The 16812-nt window shown below is 70.9% G+C and carries 13 protein-coding genes and 1 pseudogene; 9 read left to right on the top strand and 5 right to left on the bottom strand.

The features are described 5' to 3' along the window. The first annotated feature begins 252 nt into the window (after positions 1 to 252). Both ACFWPI_RS00690 and ACFWPI_RS00685 read left to right on the top strand, forming a co-directional pair. On the top strand, positions 253 to 879 hold the full coding sequence (locus ACFWPI_RS00690) for a YidB family protein (protein ID WP_380369158.1): 627 nt from the start codon (positions 253 to 255) through the stop codon (positions 877 to 879). Positions 880 to 929: 50 nt separating this feature from the next. Continuing rightward, a complete protein-coding gene (locus ACFWPI_RS00685; protein WP_380369155.1) occupies positions 930 to 1934 on the top strand; it encodes a flagellin in 1005 nt (334 codons plus the stop codon). Positions 1935 to 2325: 391 nt separating this feature from the next. Here ACFWPI_RS00685 and ACFWPI_RS00680 read toward each other — a convergent pair whose 3' ends face one another. From ACFWPI_RS00680 to ACFWPI_RS00670, 3 genes are all read right to left on the bottom strand, one after another. Then, positions 2326 to 2607: a hypothetical protein gene (locus ACFWPI_RS00680; RefSeq protein WP_380369153.1), complete on the bottom strand. Its 282-nt coding sequence runs from the start codon at positions 2605 to 2607 to the stop codon at positions 2326 to 2328. A 214-nt stretch (positions 2608 to 2821) separates the two neighbouring features. Next, complete coding sequence (locus ACFWPI_RS00675) at positions 2822 to 3643, bottom strand: lipase family protein (RefSeq protein WP_380334436.1); 822 nt, start codon at positions 3641 to 3643, stop codon at positions 2822 to 2824. Positions 3644 to 3797: 154 nt separating this feature from the next. Then, entirely contained in the window at positions 3798 to 4322 is a 525-nt protein-coding gene (locus ACFWPI_RS00670; RefSeq protein WP_380369149.1) for a MepB family protein, read from the bottom strand. Between the two features lie 230 nt (positions 4323 to 4552). On the opposite strand from ACFWPI_RS00670, the gene ACFWPI_RS00665 reads away from it, so the two are divergent. Further along, positions 4553 to 5002: a hypothetical protein gene (locus ACFWPI_RS00665; RefSeq protein WP_380369146.1), complete on the top strand. Its 450-nt coding sequence runs from the start codon at positions 4553 to 4555 to the stop codon at positions 5000 to 5002. A gap of 391 nt (positions 5003 to 5393) precedes the next feature. Here ACFWPI_RS00665 and ACFWPI_RS00660 read toward each other — a convergent pair whose 3' ends face one another. Both ACFWPI_RS00660 and ACFWPI_RS00655 read right to left on the bottom strand, forming a co-directional pair. Then, a complete protein-coding gene (locus tag ACFWPI_RS00660) occupies positions 5394 to 7721 on the bottom strand; it encodes a collagenase (protein ID WP_380369144.1) in 2328 nt (775 codons plus the stop codon). Between the two features lie 798 nt (positions 7722 to 8519). Then, entirely contained in the window at positions 8520 to 9392 is an 873-nt protein-coding gene (locus ACFWPI_RS00655) for an aldo/keto reductase family oxidoreductase (protein WP_380369142.1), read from the bottom strand. Between the two features lie 130 nt (positions 9393 to 9522). Between ACFWPI_RS00655 and ACFWPI_RS00650 the strand changes: the two genes are divergently transcribed. The 6 genes and pseudogenes from ACFWPI_RS00650 (at position 9523) to ACFWPI_RS00625 (ending at position 16544) form a co-directional block, all read left to right on the top strand. Continuing rightward, positions 9523 to 9966, top strand: a complete 444-nt coding sequence (locus ACFWPI_RS00650; RefSeq protein ID WP_063351967.1) for a helix-turn-helix domain-containing protein — start codon at positions 9523 to 9525, stop codon at positions 9964 to 9966. Positions 9967 to 10288: 322 nt separating this feature from the next. Then, positions 10289 to 12745 carry an FtsX-like permease family protein gene (locus ACFWPI_RS00645; RefSeq protein ID WP_380369138.1) on the top strand — a complete coding sequence of 819 codons (2457 nt, stop codon included), beginning with the start codon at positions 10289 to 10291 and terminating at the stop codon, positions 12743 to 12745. A 162-nt stretch (positions 12746 to 12907) separates the two neighbouring features. Continuing rightward, entirely contained in the window at positions 12908 to 14026 is a 1119-nt protein-coding gene (locus ACFWPI_RS00640) for a basic secretory protein-like protein (RefSeq protein WP_380369135.1), read from the top strand. A 451-nt stretch (positions 14027 to 14477) separates the two neighbouring features. After that, positions 14478 to 14603, top strand: a pseudogene (locus tag ACFWPI_RS00635) (hypothetical protein); the annotation flags it as partial. 37 nt (positions 14604 to 14640) lie between these two features. Next, the gene (locus ACFWPI_RS00630) at positions 14641 to 15468 is read left to right on the top strand and encodes an RCC1 domain-containing protein (protein WP_380380046.1); all 828 of its coding nucleotides are present in this window, start codon (positions 14641 to 14643) and stop codon (positions 15466 to 15468) included. 146 nt (positions 15469 to 15614) lie between these two features. Further along, the gene (locus ACFWPI_RS00625; RefSeq protein ID WP_380380048.1) at positions 15615 to 16544 is read left to right on the top strand and encodes a CAP domain-containing protein; all 930 of its coding nucleotides are present in this window, start codon (positions 15615 to 15617) and stop codon (positions 16542 to 16544) included. The last annotated feature ends 268 nt before the right edge of the window (positions 16545 to 16812 follow it).

The following is a 16812-nucleotide window of genomic DNA, read 5'->3' as shown; positions in this document are numbered from 1 at the left end:
GCCCCGCCAGTTGCCCGCGCCGGATGGCGCGTGAACTCGCCGTTGAATGAACGGCGAAAGGAGGCGGGCGCGAGGGGGGTTTCGCCCGCCGAGGGTTCATCCAGGGCCGGGAGCGGGATTCGCGGGCGTCTGCGTGCTCCGCTCCGATCCGGTCATCCGTCAGGATCTGCTGGCTGGAATCACCCCTGGTGTCGCGCCGACTACCTTCAGTAGCGTCGCCCCCGCAAGATCGATCGAACACGGAGGGGCACGATGAGCGAGAAGACGGACACGGCGCCGGTGTTGGGCACGCTGCTGGCGGCACTGGCCAAGGCGCCGGAGACCGCTGGCAAGTTCGACTCCTGGGCCGGTGAGGGCGCCAACGAGTCCGTCAGTGGCGAGGAGGTGGCCGCGCACCTGCCGTCCGGCGTGCTGACCGCCCTGGCGGAGCGCGCCGGGGTGAGCGAGGCCGAGGCGGCGGCGGCCCTGGCCGAGGAGATCCCGCCCTTGGTGGCCGCCATCCCGGCCGAGGAGATCGCGCTGTTCAGGGCGGTGGGCCGGATCGCGGACCTGACCCCGGACCAGCTGGCCGCGGCCCGGCAGATCGCCGCCGACACCAAGGAGTTGACGGCCCGCCTCCCTCAGGCCGCCTCCTGGCTGGGCGACGGCCCCAACGAGCCGGTCACCGGCGAGGACCTGGACCGGGCCCTCGGGCACGACACCGTCATCCGGATCGCCCGGGCGACGGGCCAGGGCGAGAGCGAGGCGGCGAAGGGCCTGGCCGCCTTCCTGCCCGAGTTCGTCGACGCGATCTCCCCGGGCGGCGAGGTCGACCTGCTCGCCCTGTGGATGGTGCTGGCGCAGGAAGCCCCCGGCGCCGCCGCCGGCCCGTCCGCCTGACCCGCCCACCGCCTCACCGACCGACCGGCCCCCTCGCAAAGGAAGACCACATGGAGTCCCCCGCCACCAACACCGCGTCGCTCTACGCCGCCAGCTACCTGGCGGTCAACGGCACGAACCAGACCGACCTCGCGAAGAAACTGTCCTCCGGGTACAGGATCAACTCCGCCGCGGACGACGCCGCAGGTATGGCCGTCGCCTCGAACATGACCCTGACCATCGTCAACTCCGGGCAGGCGGCCCGAAACGCCAACGACGGCATCTCCCTCACCCAGGTCACCGAAGGCGCGCTGGCCGAGGTGGAGAAGCTCATCGACCGCATCAGCCTGCTGGCGACCGAGGCCCTCAACGGCACGTACAGCCAGGCCAACCGCCAGGCCGTCCAGCAGGAAATCCAGCAGTGCCTCGGCGGGATCGACACGATCGGGCAGCAGACCCAGTTCAACGGAAACCACGTGCTGGGCAAGGACCGGTCCTACAGTTTTCAGATCGGTCCGATGGACGGCAACGTCGTCCTCGTCGACATGCAGAGGATGAGCACCTCGACTCTGGGCCTGACCGGCCTCGATGTCACCAGGACGGTCGTGACCACCGTGCCCGAAGGCACACCGCTCCCCGCGGACGTCCCGTGGCCGCGACCCGAAGCAGGAACCCTGGTCTCGTACATCGGCGACAGCGACGGCACACTCCACTACGCCCTGCTGAAGGACGGCGTGTACACCGGCTACCCGGACCGCTCGGAGCCCGTGGACGTGCTCAACAACGGCAAGGTGTACCTCAACCCTCTCGCCGCGGCCGCCGGCGCCCTCGACACGCTCAACTCCCTGCGCGGGGACCTCGGCTCCTCACCGGACCGGTTCCAGTCCGACATCAACACCCTCAACGCCACGGTGACCGACCTGGGCGCCGCGCGCTCCCGCATCACGGACACCGACTACGCGGCGGCCACCGCCCAGTACATCCAGGCCAACATCCTCGTGAACGCCGGTCAGAACGTCCTCGCCAAGGTCAACCAGCAGCCCCAGATGATCATGATCCTCGTGCGGGACCTGTAGACAGGCCGGGCTGCTCATCCGTTCGGGTGAGGCGGGGTTGGACGGGGGCCGGGGGTGGCAGAACGGCGGGCATGACGACTTCCTCCACCAGGCGCCGCCGGGGCCGCCCCGGCAAGCCGGCCTTCGCGCCCGTGCCCGTCCGCCAGGCCGTCGGGTCCGCGGTGCCGTCCGGGCCGCGTCGACCTGCCGCCGGGTGCTGCCGGACCTGGAACAGCGAGCACAGGCTGCCCGGCGGCCAGGTGGTCCGGACGACCTGGCACCAGCCTGCCTGCCCGGCCCGGGCCGCTCGGTGACCACGCACCAGGCGGTGGACGGTCTGTCCCGGTTCGGATGGGCGGCTGCCCCGGGGCGAGGTGCTCCCGGGGCAGCCGTGGTGCGGGTGCGGGTGGGGTCAGCCCTGCCCGCCGATGCCGATGCCGGTCTCGGTGGCGTTGCCCGCGACGCCGCCCGGGCCGACCGCGACGGCGCCGGTGAGGAAGGAGGAGCCGCAAGGGCCGAACTGGGCGTCGGTGACCTGGAGGGCGCTGCCGTTCGGGCCGACGGCGAACGCGCCGCTGTCGAAGTTGAGGGTGGGGATGTTGTCGGGCGCGGCGGCGGAGGCGGTGGTCGCCGCGCCGATGACGAGCGGGAGGCTGAGGACGGAGACGGCCAGGATGCGGTGCGCGGTACGCATGGGTGGAATCCTTCGAGGTGCGTGGTGAGGGTGGATCGGACGGCCGTGGTGTGGCGGCCCGTCACCATCCACACACGTTCGTGTGCCCATCGCTACCGGGGGAGGCTGTTCGTACCATCGGTTCACTCGGCTCTCGGCCCGGGCCCGCCGGCCGGGCGCGGACTGTCGGCCGTGGACCCACCGGCGCCCGCCCCGCCCGCAGGGCCTGACTCCGTCAGGCGAGGTTCTGTTCCAGGGCCGCGAGGTAACGCTTCATCGCGTGGTCGCGCACACCGGCCGTGGCCGGAGCGAACGCGTCGGCGGTCAGGCCCTTGGCGCGGTCGGCGAGCCCGGCGACCAGGCCCATGGAGTCGTGGAGCCGGCCCGAGGAGTCGATGTACTTCAGCGCCTCGACGTGGGTGTAGGCCGGCTCCGGCGGCAGCTGGGGCACGATGTCGTTGTTGTTGACGAACCGGTACAGGCGCCCCTTGAAGCCCTCGTTGCAGGCGGCGGCGAGCAGCCGGTCACAGGTGCGGGGCTGCCCGAACGTGACGATGCCGTCGGCCTGGAGGCGCGGGTCCTCCAGGTACAACCGGGCGCCGGCCAGCATGGCCAGGGCTCCGCCGAGGCTGTGGCCGGTGAACCACACGGTCTGGCCGTTGGTGCGCAGCTGGGCGTGGGCGTCCCGGACGTCAGGGAAGACCGACTCCAGCGCTTCGGCGAAGCCGTAGTGGACGTAGCCGGTGCGGGCGGGGCCGGGCCAGGGCGGCGTGGAGGAGTCGGAGAGCCAGTCGCGGATCTCGGTCGGCTGGGTGCCGCGGAACGCCGTGACGATCATGTGGTCGCTGGCCATGGTGTAGGCCTGGGTGTCCTCCAGCGGGAAGGGCGGAGTGAACCGGGTCTGGTGGTGACGCACCCGGTCGAAGCCCCAGTCGCGGGCCTGCTGTTCGATGGCGGCCTCGTCCTGGTAGGCGAGTTCGGAGGCCTTCGCCAGCCAGTAGGCGTGCGGGACGCTGTAGTTCTTCGCCTGGTGGTCGAAGGTGGTGGGCACGGGCACGGCGATCTCTCCTCCGGGACGGCCGGCGGACGGGGGGAACGCACCGCCGGCGCGGACATCAGACCCGTCGTACCAGAGCGCGGCCAGCCGCCCCGGGCGGGCCGCGCCCGGATGTCACCCCGACAGACGCGCAGGCGCACCGGGCGGCGGGCGGCTACGGGTGGTAGAGGGTGCGGGCGTGCGTCAGGTCGGCGGGCCCGTTCTGGCCGATGTGGAAGAAGTGCTTCACCTGCCAGGCCTGCGTGCTGCGCGCTTGCCGGTTGGTCGTGGTCACCCAGGGCGGGTAGACGCGGAACCCCCGTTTCCCGCCGGAGCCGTTGCGGGAGACGATGTCGCGCTCGCACAGCACCTCGCGTGGGAGGACGAACTGCCCGAAGCCGTTGTCGTCGCGGCAGCTGATGACGAAGAGGTCCACCCCGTCGTCGGCGTCGAAGGGCCGGATCGGTCCCTCCTCGGAGCGCAACCACACGGTGACGAACTGGCCCACCTTCGTCGGGGTGGTCTTGGCCGCGCGGAACCGGACCGAGCGGCCGTCGATCGTGAACCGGCAGGCCGCGTATTCGGCGCTCTCCGGTTCGGCCACCGGGGGCGAACAGGCGAAACCGCTCGGGTCGTACACCAATGCCTTCGCCGCCAGCAGGTCACCGTGAAGCCCTGCCCACGGCTGATTCGTCACCATCCCGTCATTCTGCCATCGAGACTGCCACCCCTTGAACCAGAAGTGCCTTCCTCGGGCAGATCCACGATCGGCGGTCCTGTGCGCCCCAACGAAGTTCCTAGCTAGGGTCTGTCGTCAGGCTCCCGGCGTCGGTGCGCAGGCGGGAGTCTGACGACAGGCCCCTGCATCCCGACAGACCGTCCGACCCGCCGGGCCCCGTACGGGCCCCGGCCCTTTCCCGATGGGATCAGATGAAAGCCGTCCGCTGGGTGATGACCGGGCTCGCCGTCCTCGCGGCGCTGGCGGTCGCGGCCGTTGTGGTGATGGTCCACCGCGACCGGGTCGAGACCGAGGAGCGCCGGGTAGGGGCGGCGGCCGGGGCGGAGGCGAGCGCCCGGACGTACGCGGCCAGGCTCGCCCCGGCCTTCGAATCCGGGCCGCAGACCGTCGATTCGCTGGAGGTGCTCGCCAAGGGCACGGCGGTGCACGTCGTCACCGCGGTCAGGAAGGAGGCCTCCGTCCAGGTCGGTGTGATGGCGGACGTGCTGTACCCGGGCGGGTGGAGTACCGCCCAGGAGACGGTCTGTCTGCTGGCCGAGCTCTCCCGCAACGGCGGCCCGGTCATGGCGCAGGTGTCCGTCGTCCCGTGCGCGCGGATCCCCGCCGTCACGACCCGCGCCGAGACCTTCAGCGTGGGCTGAACCCGCCGCTGCCGGGGGCCTCCGCGTCCGCCTCCCTCACCCGACGGGGTGCCGGGTCGACGTGCTTGTGGGTCGCCGCCCGCGGACCCCGTTGTCGTCGGCGTTTCCGAACCGGTGTGCCAGGCAGTCACACGCGAGGGTGACCGGGCCGGACTCCGCCGCCGCGACTGCGAAAAGCCGCGAAAGCAGGGCCTCCTGGATCGCTCGTTGGCGTAGACGCCCTCCGAGCTACCACGAGGCCCTGCTGCCATGCCCGCTACCGACCGCGATCACCCGATCGAGACTCCCGTTCGATCGGCAGGCCCCTTGATCGGTACGACAACGGCTACTTGCACAGGAACCCTTACACGTCCGGGCCCTTCACCGCTCGCCCGAGGTCGTGGGTGCGCGGTTACTGGTACTGCGTGGTGACGCTGACGCCGGTGAAGTCCTGCTGGGCGGCGAGGCTGAAGTAGACCCAGCCGGACGGCGGGTTGTTGATGGTCAGGGTCTCGTTGTCGCCAGGGTTGGTGGACTTCGCCTGGTAGCTGCTGGTGGTGGCCCAGCTGCTGCCGCCGTAGTACAGGTCGGCGTTGCCGGTGCCGCCGCTGCTGGTGATGGTCAGTTGCTTGACGCCGGCCGGCAGGTACAGGAAGTGGAAGCTGTAGTTGCCGGTGGTGGCCGCGAGGTTGTCGCGGCGGCAGTTCTTGTCGAACTGGCGCGGGTCGGCGATGGTGCAGAGCGGTGCGGCCGGGGCCGGGGCCTCCGGCAGGGGACCGCAGTCGTTGGTCGCGCAGGTGGTCTTCAGCCAGGTGGCGAAGCCGGCGTCGTAGCTGGTGCCGATGGTCTGCTTCAGGAAGGTGCGGGCACCGTTCCAGTCGCCGGCGCGGTACTTGGTGAGCACGGTCTCGATGTCCGCGCGGTGTTCCTGGAGCATGTAGCGGACCGCCAGCCAGCCCCACCGGTAGACCCGGTTCGAGTTGACGTCGGCGTCCGCCTCCTGGCCGTAGACGGTGTCGAACAGCTCGCTGAGCTTGTAGGTGTTCTTACTGGCCTCGTTGATCGCGGCGGTGTTGCGCTCGTTGCGGTAGCCGTACGAGATGTTCTCGGCGATGCCTTCGACCCACCAGATGGTCGGGGTGGTCTGGCTGGCCTCGAAGTCGCCGTACATGTTGTAGCGGCCGTCGAGGTAGTGGGTGTACTCGTGGTTGAGGTTCCAGATCTGGAAGTCGGGGCGCAGCCAGCTGGCCTCGTGGGCGATGAAGCGGGCCTGGTTGCCGGGCTTGGCCGGGTCGCCCTCCTCGTACATGCCGCCGTTGTCCACGTCGATGTCGTAGAAGGCCCAGGCGTACAGCGAGTACTGGGTGTAGTCGTCGAAGACGACGACCTCCAGGTTGGTGTTCACGTCACCGGGGATCGCGCCCTTGTCGCCGATCACCTTGTGGAAGTAGGCGTCCTGGTTGATCAGGCTGGTGCAGGTGGTGGCCAGCTGCCCGGGGGACATGTCCTGGGCGCGGATCTTCAGCCCCGGGTTGCAGATCCGCTGGATCGGCAGGATCACCGGGAGCAGACGGTCGCTCAGGTCGCAGATGGCGTAGGCCGCGCAGTTGCCCTTGTCGAACTGGCGGGTGGCCCAGCCCAGGTTCATGGTGATCGGGGCGGTGGGGCCGACGTTCGGGTAGCGGTTGATCAAGTCCTTGAGCAGTGGCCGCAGCCGGTCCTTGAGCTCGGGGACGTCGAGGGCGTAACCGAGGTAGCGGCCGATGTTGCTGACGATGTCCAGGCGGTTCAGCTGGGAGTCGTTGCGGGTGATGAATCCGGCCCAGGTGTCGAGGATGCTGGGGTCGGTCTTGAGGGCGGCCTTCCAGCCCTGGCTGTCGGTCTTGGAGTCGAAGCCGTCCTTGATGACCCACTCGAAGTGGTCCAGGGAGAGGGTCATCGACTGGGGCCAGGTGCCGTTGTAGTTGGCGAGCACCCACTTGACGACGCTGGCGTACCGGCCGAGCGTGTGGGTCTGGCCGATCACCGTGACGACCTCGTTGAGGGTGTCGCCGTTGGCGTCGGTGACGTCCTTGCTGTGCGGGGCGGCGAAGAAGGCGTCCAGCGCGCCGCGGGCCGCAGTGTCCAGGGTGGCGCCGTAGCTGCCGACCTCGTTCGGGCGGGTCTCCTGCACGTAGTAGCCGGCGCGCAGGAACATCACCAGCTGCCCGATGGACGTGCTGTTGTCGCCCGAGTAGGTGGCGGAGGTGTCGCGCAGTGCGTTGGCGACGGTCACCATCTGGGACTCGCGGAAGGCCTTCCCGGCGTCGGCGCCGGTGAGGTTGAACAGCGGGTAGGCGCAGGGGACGTTCGGCAGTGCCTTGAGCTGCTGGACCAACGCGCTGCCCGTGGCGTTGATCACTCCGGACAGGTTCGGGCAGGGTTCCCCGGCGGTGGCCGAGAACTGCTTGGCCGCCTTGGCGGGCTCGCTGACCGGGGCGCCCGGCGCGGTGGCCTCCTCTGCGTGGTCCTGGGCGAAGAGCTTGAAGGAGCTGTTGTTCCTGGCGTCGGGTGACTTGGGGACCGGGATGGACCGCGGCGCCTGGGTGGCGGGTCCGGCGGCGTTCGCGCCAGCCGGGGTCGTGGCGCCGACGGGGGCGGCCTGGCTCTGCGGTGTGAACAGGCCGAGCGCGATGAAGAGGGCCGCGCCGAGCGCGGGGAGTCTGCGCGCGTTGACCTTCGATATCCGGGAGAGACGCATCTGTGGGGGCCTCCGGGGCCGTTGTGACCGCGTGTTGGGGCACGCGACCGCTCGATGTGTGACATGTAAAATGTCACGTGTCGCATAGGCCCGGGAAGACTCGGGACCGGATTGCCGTCCACCGCAACCGAAACGTTGTCAGATCGGGCGGCTCCGGACCTGCTCCTGGCGAAAACGCCATCCGCCCTGTTCAGGCCGCGTGTTGGTACTCGTGGAGTGTGCCGCCGAGGACGGCGCGGTCGGTGGCGGTGGACGTGGGCCTGCCGACCTGTCGCTGAAGTGCGAGTGGTTGGTGGCACAGGGCGAGGATCTCGATGTCCTTCTCTCAGCTGCTCATCGGCAGGAGTGGTTCAGCACGATTCACCCGGTCGTCGGTCAGAGCCGGAGCCATGGATCCGCGATATCGCGAGGTCGATCCTCCGGCCCCCGGGGTTGCCGTAGTCCAGAGGCACCTTGACCTTCGCGCACTCGAACCCCGCCGGCCCGCCCGCGTCGCAGCGCTCCCAACGAAGCCCCTGCTGCGCGTACTGCTGGAGCGGATCGCCTCCAGTCTTCGTTCAGGCGCACTCGCCCCCCGTACGGCGCAGGGATGGGTTCATGATCAGACTTGCGGCGTACGGGGGACTGGCTGACGTAAGGCCAGAGTCCCACCTCCCGCCGCCCGTCGGTCAGGGTCGACGGCCTGTCGCCCGCCTGCGGGCGCTCGCGTTGCGCACTCCTCGGCCCGCAGCACGGCGACGGTACGCCCGGCCGTGGTACGGCCGGCGCGGCCGATCGCCTCGATGTCAAACGAACTGCCTAGCGGCCGATGTCGTCCAGCGCGGCGAGATCGTCGTCGGAGAGCTGGAGTCCCGCGCCTGCGACGTTCTCTCGCAGGTGTGCCACCGACGAGGTGCCGGGGATCAGCAGGATGTTCGGCGACCGCCGCAGCAGCCAGGCCAGGGCGACCGACATCGGCGTCGCGTCCAGCCGGGAGGCCACCGCCGTGAGCGCGGAGGACTGTAGCGGGCTGAAGCCGCCGAGGGGGAAGAAGGGCACGTAGGCGACGTCCTGTTCGGCGAGTTCGTCGATCAGCTCGTCGTCGTGGCGGTGGGCGAGGTTGTACATGTTCTGGACGCACACGATGGGCGCGATCGAGAGTGCCTCGGCGACCTGTTCCGCCGTCGCGTTGCTCACGCCGAGGTGCCGGATCAAGCCCTGCTGCTGGAGTTCGACGAGTGTTTCGAAGGCCTCGGCGAGCGAGCCCGGCTGGGGACCCTGGGCGTCGCCGAGCCGGAGGTTGACCACGTCCAGCGTGTCGAGGCCGAGGTTCTCCAGGTTCTCCTGGACGGCCCTGCGCAGGTCTTCGGGCTTGCGGGCCGGGGGCCAGCCTCCCTCCTGGTCCCGGGTCGTGCCGACCTTGGTCACGATGTGCAGCGAGTCGCGGTACGGGTGCAGGGCTTCACGGATCAGCTGGTTGGTGATGTGCGGGCCGTAGGCGTCGACGGTGTCGACGTGGGTGATCCCGAGGCCGACGGCCTCGCGCAGAACAGCGAGCGCGCCGTCGTGGTCGGCGGGCGGGCCCATGACCCAGGGGCCGGTGAGCTGCATGGCGCCATAGCCGAACCGGGTGACGGTCAGGTCGCCCAGGTTCCAGGTGCCGCCGGGAAGCGTCGCGGGGAACGTGCCCATTCTCTTGCCTTTCGTGTCAGCGAGGTGGTGGTGCCTGTCGGCGCCCTGCACCATCATTGGTGAGTAGCTTCCTGACAGGAAGTAGGTACTTCGGAGTGCGTAAGGCACCCGTGGGTGAGAGGAGCAGCCGATGGCGACGGTGACGGCGGCCCAGCAGAGGGCACAGGCCAAGGTGGAGTACGACGCATTCCTGGCGGTCTGCCCCAGCCGCAAACTGCTCGACCGGATCTCCGACAAATGGGTCGCACTGATCCTGGCCGGGCTCGGCAGCGACGCCCCTCACCGGCCGGGCGCCGACTGCGCCGGCGAGCCCCGGGCGTTGCGCTACTCGGAGCTGCTGCGCCTGCTGGCCGGTGTCAGCCAGAAGATGCTCACCCAGACGCTGCGCTCCCTGGAGCGCGACGGCCTGGTGTCCCGCACCGTGGTGCCGACCGTGCCCGTCACCGTCTCCTACGAGCTGACCGATCTCGGCCTGTCGTTGTACGGGATGATGCGCGGCCTCAAGGCCTGGGCCGAGGTGCACATGGACGATGTGCTGGCCAACCGCGAGACCTACGACACCCGCGGCGCCTGACCCGCGGCGCCTGAAAGCCACAAGGGCAGGACGAGGCCGGGTGCCCGTTTCGGGCACTGGCCCGGTTCCTCAGGGGTGATATCAGGGGCGATATCAGGGGCAGTCCGGAGGTGCCGATCCGCGTGGGGCCGTAGCGTCGGCGCGGCGGGTGGCCGATGCGCCCGACCGACCCCCACGGAGAAGGCGAGCGCGTGTTCCGGAGCAAGGTTCCAGCAGCGGCCCCGTCTCCTGGCGAGGGGCGGGCCCCGGGCCAGCCGTATGTCGTCGAGCAGCACGGGATGCGGATGGCCGCGCTGGAGCCCGGCGGGAGTGGGACGAAGCCGTGCTGAAGATCGCCGCAGCCACCCTGCGCCACCGCCTGACGGGCTTCGCGGGCGCCTTCCTCGCCCTCACGCTCGGCACCACGATGATCGGCATGATGACGCTGACCCTCGCCGCCACCTTCGGCACGCCGCACCCGGGTCCGCAGCGCTTCAAGGAGGCCTCGACCGTCCTGGCACCGCAGGGCTTCGACGGGCGCCCGATGAAGGCCCCCGCCGTCCTGCCGCCCGACGTCGTCGCGAAGGCGGCCGCGACCGGGCACGCTACGCCCGACCGCAGCTTTCCCGTGCAACTCGCCTCCGGCTCCGGGGAGATGACGGGCCACCCATGGCCCTCGGCCGCCTTCGCGGGCTACCGCCTGGCGGCCGGGCGCGCGCCGCAGGCCGCGGACGAGATCGTCGTCGGCGGCGGCTCCCGGGAGCTGATCGGACGCCAGACCGGCGTCACGACGGGCGACGGCGCCGGCTACTACCGGGTGGTGGGCGTCACCGACGCGCTCTGGTTCGAGAACGTGGTCTTCTTCACCGCCGCCGAGGCGCAGCGCCTGTCACCCGGAGTGAACGCGCTCGTCACCGACCAGGACGCGAAGCAGCTGGCCGCGCTCGCAGGCGACCGGGCCGTGGTCCTCACCGGCGACGGCCTGACCCGGCTGGACCCCGACTCCACCGGCGGCGCCCAGGCACTGGCCAACGCCCAGGCCATGGCGGGCAGTACGACCGGACTCGCCGTGTGTGTCGCGGTGTTCGTCGTCGCCGCGACCTTCGCCTTCGCCGCCGAGCAGCGCCGCCGCGAACTGGCGCTGCTGCGCCTGGTGGGCGCGGCCCCCGGGCAGGTGCGGCGCATGGTGCTCTGGGAGGCCCTGCTGATCGGCCTGGCCGCGGCGGTCGCCGGCTGCCTGCTCGCACCGCTGTGCACCGTGCCGCTGCGTTCCTGGATGCTCGACCACCACGTGGCCCCGTCGTGGTTCACCATCCCCGTCACCGTCCTGCCGCTGCTGGTCGCCGCCGTCATCGGCGTCGCCGCCGCGCTGGCCGGCTCGGCCGCGACCCTGGTGCGCGTCTCGCTGATCCGCCCGATCGAGGTGCTGCGCGAGAGCGTGCTGGAGCGCCGCGCGATGACGCCGGCCCGCTGGCTGCTGGGCGTCGGGATGCTGGCCGGCGCGGTCGTCGCGGGCATCGTCATCTCCCGCACCGAGCCGTACCTCGCGGCCAGCGCCCGCAAGTACGAGGTGGTGCCGGTGCTCTACGTCGGCGCGGTCACCCTGCTGGCCCCGGCCCTGCTGCGCCCGGTGACGAGGCTGCTGCTCCGCCCGCTGCGCAGCTGCGCCACGGCCGGCCCGCTGCTGGTGCGGGAGAACATCCTCACCTCCCGGCGCCGTACGGCCGCCACCGTGGCGCCGATCGTGGTGGCCGTCGGGCTGGTCGCCGCGATGCTGACGATGCAGGAGTCCGGCGACGCGGCGCTGCTGGCCCGGCAGCAGCAGGAGATCCGCGCGGCGGACGTGGTCGTGCCCGGAGGCTCGGGGATCGACGGCCCGACGCTCGCCCGCCTGGCGGCCGTGCCCGGGATCCGGGTCACCCCGGTCACCTCGATGAACGTCCGGATCGGTACCGCCGCCGGTGAGCAGATCGACTCGCTGAGCGCGAAGGCCGTCCCGGCGGCGGCGCTGGGCGCTACCGTCACGCCGCCGGTGCTCTCCGGCTCCCTCGCCTCGCTGCCCGAGGACTTCCTGGTCATCGACGAGCACGCGGCCGAGTCCGACGCCCTGGCGGTCGGGGACCGCGTGGTCATGCTGCTGCCGACCGGCGCGAGGGCCTCGACCGTCGTCGCGGCGTTGGTCGCGCGCGGCCTGAACGGGGACGACACCTACGTGTCCTCGGCGCTGACCGGCGCGCTGATGCCGAGCCGGGTCTACCTCGACTCCTCGGCGGGCGCCGGCGCGGCGCTCGACCCGCAGCAGACGGCCGCGGTGAACCAGGCGCTGGCAGGTTCCGGCGCGCATGTGGTGACCTACGACGCCTACCTTGAGGCCGAGCGCGCGCATGCCGCGCAGCAGACGGACAACGCGGCGGTGATCATCCTGGGGGTCGCGCTGGCCTACGCGCTGATCGCGGTCGCCAACACCCTGATCATGGCGATGGCGGGGAGGCGGCGGGAGTTCGCCCTGCTCGCTCTCACCGGCGCGGTGCGCGGTCAGATCGTGAGGGTGGCCGCGGCCGAGTCGGCCGTGGCGGTGGTCGTCGGCACCCTGCTCGCTGCCGTGGCGACCGCGCTCGCCGCACTGACCCAGCGCGTCTCGTTGGGCAAGCTCGTGGCCGACGCGCCGACGGTGGTCCCGTGGGCGCGGATCGGGGAGGCCGTCGCGCTCTGCGCCCTCGTCGCCCTGGCCACCGCGGCGGGCGCGGCCGTGCGTGCGACCCGTGGGCGGGCGGTCGAGAGCGCGGGCATCCGCGAGTGAGGAGCCGCCCGGCAGAGGCCTGGACCTTCGGGTGAACACCACCGAGCCGACGGCCTGTCAACGCACCCGTTGACGGGAGCGTTGACGCCGCGTCTACCGCGGCCCGGTGGCATGAGCGCAGGCCGGTTCCAGGGGGGAACCGCCCGAGAGGAGAGCCCCGAGATGTTCACCCGTCGTACGGCCGCCGCCGTCGTCCTGTCCGCCGCGACCGTCGTGTCCGGGATGGCCTTCGGCGCCGGGACCGCCAGCGCGGCCGAGTCGCTCCCGTCCAGCGGCGCCGACTACCGCATCTCCAGTTACGCGGGCGGCGCCCTGCAGTGGGACAGCCGCAACAACGCCTCCAACGTGGTGGTCCGCGACTGGAACCAGTCCTCCGCCCAGCAGGTCTGGACGGTCAGGGACGAGGGCAACGGCACCTGGTCGGTCAAGGTGCCCGGCACCAACAACGCCGTCGACCGGGACCGGGTCAAGAACACCGTCGGTGCCTGGAACTACGTCGGCACGGACAACCAGAAGTGGTGGCTGGAGAGCGCCTCGGCGGGCAACGGCCGGGCCTGGCTGCTGCACAGCGTCTCGGACAGCAACCTCTGCCTCGCCCGTGGCGCGGACCTGAACGCCAAGGTGGCCGCCTGCAACGCGGGGGACCTGGCGCAGTCCTGGAACCTCGACCGCAACGGCGCCACCACCCCGCCGACCGCCGGCCGCCCGAGCATCGACCTCGACTACTCGCAGGCCCCGGACCTCGGGCCGTGGCTGGAGCAGCAGAAGAGGACCGTCGCGGACTACTACCCGACGATCTCCAACCTGATCACCAAGGGAGCCTTCGCCGCCCCCAGCTACTTCAAGATCATCTTCGACCCGAAGCTGACCGACAACCCCGCGTTCACCACGGTGAACCCCAGCAACGGCGTCAAGGAGGTCCACGTCAACATCGGCTACACCCGCGGCAACCAGGGTGACACCGGCTTCCTGGTGCACGAGGCCGTGCACGTCGCGGTCTGGGACAGCCCGTTCTCCGGCAAGTGGTGGCTGGGCGAGGGCCTGGCGGACTGGGTGCGCGACTACAACTTCCAGCCGGGCACCGGCGCCCAGCACTTCGGCCCGGACTCCAACTACGACAGCGGCTACCAGGCCACCGCCCGGTTCATCGACTACGTCTCGAAGGCCTACAACAAGCCCGACCTGGCACACCTGCTGAACACCACGAACTACAACGACCAGATCTGGGTCCAGCTCACCGGCAAGAGCGCCCAGCAGCTCTGGAACGAGATGCCCAAGTAACCCGCGCCCCCACACCCCACCCGACGGCCCGGCACCCACCAGGTGCCGGGCCGTCGGGTCGTCGTCAAGAGCGCCGCCAAGGGGCACGTGTGCGCAGTGCGAGACGGCCCGGCGCGCCGGGAAACGCCGGAAGATCACCTGTTCGAGTGAAGGCCGAGATCGGTGCCCCGAGTTCTGATCGGTCGTCGCCGATGATGCGTTCGAGAGCTTGCGGCGAGGGCCGGGCAGGAGCGGCCTGTCGGGCGGCAACGCCGCCGGTCCTCTTGGCAGCCTCCGCGGCCGCGCCCGGCGCGGCCGAATTCCCGCATGGCAGCACACCCGATGAGGAGATGAAGTGCAGGAGAAGCGGCTCAAGTCCTGGGGCAACAACCGCGCAGGTCAGCTCGGCGACGGCACCTGGACGGACTTCCGTACGACGGCCACCACCGTGCTGGGGCTGACGAGCGCCGAGGTGGTGAAGATCGCCGCCGGGGGGAGCGGCGCCGCCACAGGTTTCGGGCTGGCCCTGCTGACCGACCGCACGGTGCAGACGTGGGGCGCCAACGGGTCGGGGCAGCTCGGCGACGGCTCGGTGTTCAGCCACAACGCGCCCGGCCAGGTCGTCAACCTCTCCGATGCCACCGACGCACAGCCTGGCACTGCTCGCCGACCGGACCGTGGTCGCCTGGGGGCGCAACAACCACGGCCAGCTCGGCAACGGCACCAACGTCGACAGCAGCGTCCCGGTCCGGGTCGAGGGACTCGACAAGGTGATCGCGATCGCCGCCGGACTCAACCACAGCCTGGCGCTGCGCGAGGACGGCACCGTGTGGGCCTGGGGCCACAACATCAACGGTCAGCTCGGCGACGGCACTTCGGCGAGCCGTAACGTGCCGTCCCCGGTGAACAACCTGACCGGTGTGACCCGGATCGCCGCCGGCGCCGCCCACAACCTGGCCCTGGTCGGCCCGCCGAGCAGCTCCAGCAAGCCCACCAGTGGCAACGCGGTGAAGGCGTGGGGCTACAACGCCACCGGCCAGCTCGGCGACAACACCACCATCAACCGCTTCACCCCGGTCGACACCCAGGGCAGCTGGCTCGGCGGGGTCTCCGGGATCGCGGCCGGAGCCCACCACAGCCTTGCCGTCACCGACAGTGACAACAAGCTCAAGGCCTGGGGCCAGAACACCTCCGGCCAGATCGGCGACGGCACCACCGACTACCGGATCACCCCCGTCCCGGTCCCCGGCCTCACCGGCGTCCAGCTGATCGCCGGCGGCCGCGAACACAGCATCGCCCTGCTCGGCGACAACACCGTCCGCTCCTGGGGCAACAACGGCTCCGGCCAACTCGGCAACGGCACCACCACCGACAGCCGCACCCCCGTCACCTCGCTCACCGCGCTGACCGGCGTCGACAAGATCGCCGCATCCCTCGGCGGCGACTTCAGCCTGGCCAACTGAACCCTGCGCGCGGCCTCGGCTCCCCGCCGAGGCCGCGAACGGCAGTTCGTCAACACGCTGCTGATCAATCGTCAATCCAGTCCTGGTGTCCTGACCGCGTTCCGCAGTCTCATCCGCACGCGGTCCATCGACAACAGGAGATTCCCGTGTCCCACCCGTCCACCGCCCGGACCCTCCGCCTCCGTCCGAGCACCGGCACCCGCCGCCGCACCCGGCTGGCAGGCCTGGCGCTCGCCGTCTCCGCGATATCCGCGAGCAGCATCACGCTGCTCGCCGCGCCGGCGAACGCCGCCGTGGTCGAGCAGATGATCACGATCCAGGACCACCAGAACCACAACTCGCTGGCCAGCTCCGACGGCGAGGGCTCCCGGATCGTCGCCCGCAACTACCAGAACGCCTCCACCTCGTTCTGGATCTCCAACAAGCCCGGCGACCGGGTCGACTTCGCCCGCAACGTCAACGGCACCGAGCGGGTGCTGGAGATGGACACCAACGACGGCCGGTCCACCCAGTTCATCCACTGGTGGGCGGGCGACAACCAGCAGTGGACCCTGGAGCCCGCCGCCGGCGGCGGCACCTACCTCCACAACGCCCGCGACAACCGCTGTCTGACCTACCACGGCCTCGACCGGGAGGTCACCGTCGAGAACTGCGACGGCAGCATGTCCCAGCGGTTCGACCTGATCGGGTCGGGCACCGGCCCGGGCCCGGGCCCGGGCACCTCCGTCGAGCAGCGCTTCCTGGACCGGCTCAACACCGTGCGCGCCCAGAACGGCAAGCCGGCGGTGCGCCTCAACCAGACGCTCTCCCAGGCCGCCAAGTGCAACGCCGACCAGATGGACCAGCGCCGCGTCTCCGGCCACTTCTGCGACTCGGGCAGCATCGCGCGGGGCCTCGGCTACACCGGGAGGGGATTCGGCGAGATCGCCTTCTACGGCCCCACCGACATCGACGCCGCCGTCGACGGCTGGATCAAGTCGCCCGGCCACCTGGGGATCATGCTCGGCGACTACAACGAGGTCGGCCTGGCCCGCACCGGCAACGCCTCCTGGAACGCGGACTTCAGCACCCGCTGACCCCCACCGCGACCGCCCCGCCGGGGCAGCGGCCGACGGTGGTGCCCGGCCGGGGCGGGCGAGCACACTCCGGCGACCGTTGGGGTTCGGCGGGCAGCCGTGACACCACATGCCGGCGCCGGCCAGCCCCTGGAGGGCATGGCCGGCGCCGGTGGACCGGAATTGAGCGAATTCACGTCACAGAAAATTCGACGGCGATCAAATCGCTGCGGGGACTTGCGGTGATGCGGCCGGGCGAATTTCCGTTCGGGTCCCGCTCCGCCGGTTC

It is taken from the genome of Kitasatospora sp. NPDC058492 (assembly GCF_042720685.1).
GTDB lineage: Bacteria > Actinomycetota > Actinomycetes > Streptomycetales > Streptomycetaceae > Kitasatospora.
This window is presented reverse-complemented; position numbering and strand designations above follow the sequence as displayed.

Excerpts from the sequence above, each read along its gene's own strand:
- ACFWPI_RS00690 (WP_380369158.1), top strand. The coding sequence starts at position 253 with ATGAGCGAGAAGACGGACACGGCGCCGGTGTTGGGCACGCTGCTGGCG.
- ACFWPI_RS00685 (WP_380369155.1), top strand. The coding sequence starts at position 930 with ATGGAGTCCCCCGCCACCAACACCGCGTCGCTCTACGCCGCCAGCTAC.
- ACFWPI_RS00680 (WP_380369153.1), bottom strand. The coding sequence starts at position 2,607 with ATGCGTACCGCGCACCGCATCCTGGCCGTCTCCGTCCTCAGCCTCCCG.
- ACFWPI_RS00670 (WP_380369149.1), bottom strand. The coding sequence starts at position 4,322 with ATGGTGACGAATCAGCCGTGGGCAGGGCTTCACGGTGACCTGCTGGCG.
- ACFWPI_RS00665 (WP_380369146.1), top strand. The coding sequence starts at position 4,553 with ATGAAAGCCGTCCGCTGGGTGATGACCGGGCTCGCCGTCCTCGCGGCG.
- ACFWPI_RS00660 (WP_380369144.1), bottom strand. The coding sequence starts at position 7,721 with ATGCGTCTCTCCCGGATATCGAAGGTCAACGCGCGCAGACTCCCCGCG.
- ACFWPI_RS00655 (WP_380369142.1), bottom strand. The coding sequence starts at position 9,392 with ATGGGCACGTTCCCCGCGACGCTTCCCGGCGGCACCTGGAACCTGGGC.
- ACFWPI_RS00650 (WP_063351967.1), top strand. The coding sequence starts at position 9,523 with ATGGCGACGGTGACGGCGGCCCAGCAGAGGGCACAGGCCAAGGTGGAG.
- ACFWPI_RS00640 (WP_380369135.1), top strand. The coding sequence starts at position 12,908 with ATGTTCACCCGTCGTACGGCCGCCGCCGTCGTCCTGTCCGCCGCGACC.
- ACFWPI_RS00630 (WP_380380046.1), top strand. The coding sequence starts at position 14,641 with ATGCCACCGACGCACAGCCTGGCACTGCTCGCCGACCGGACCGTGGTC.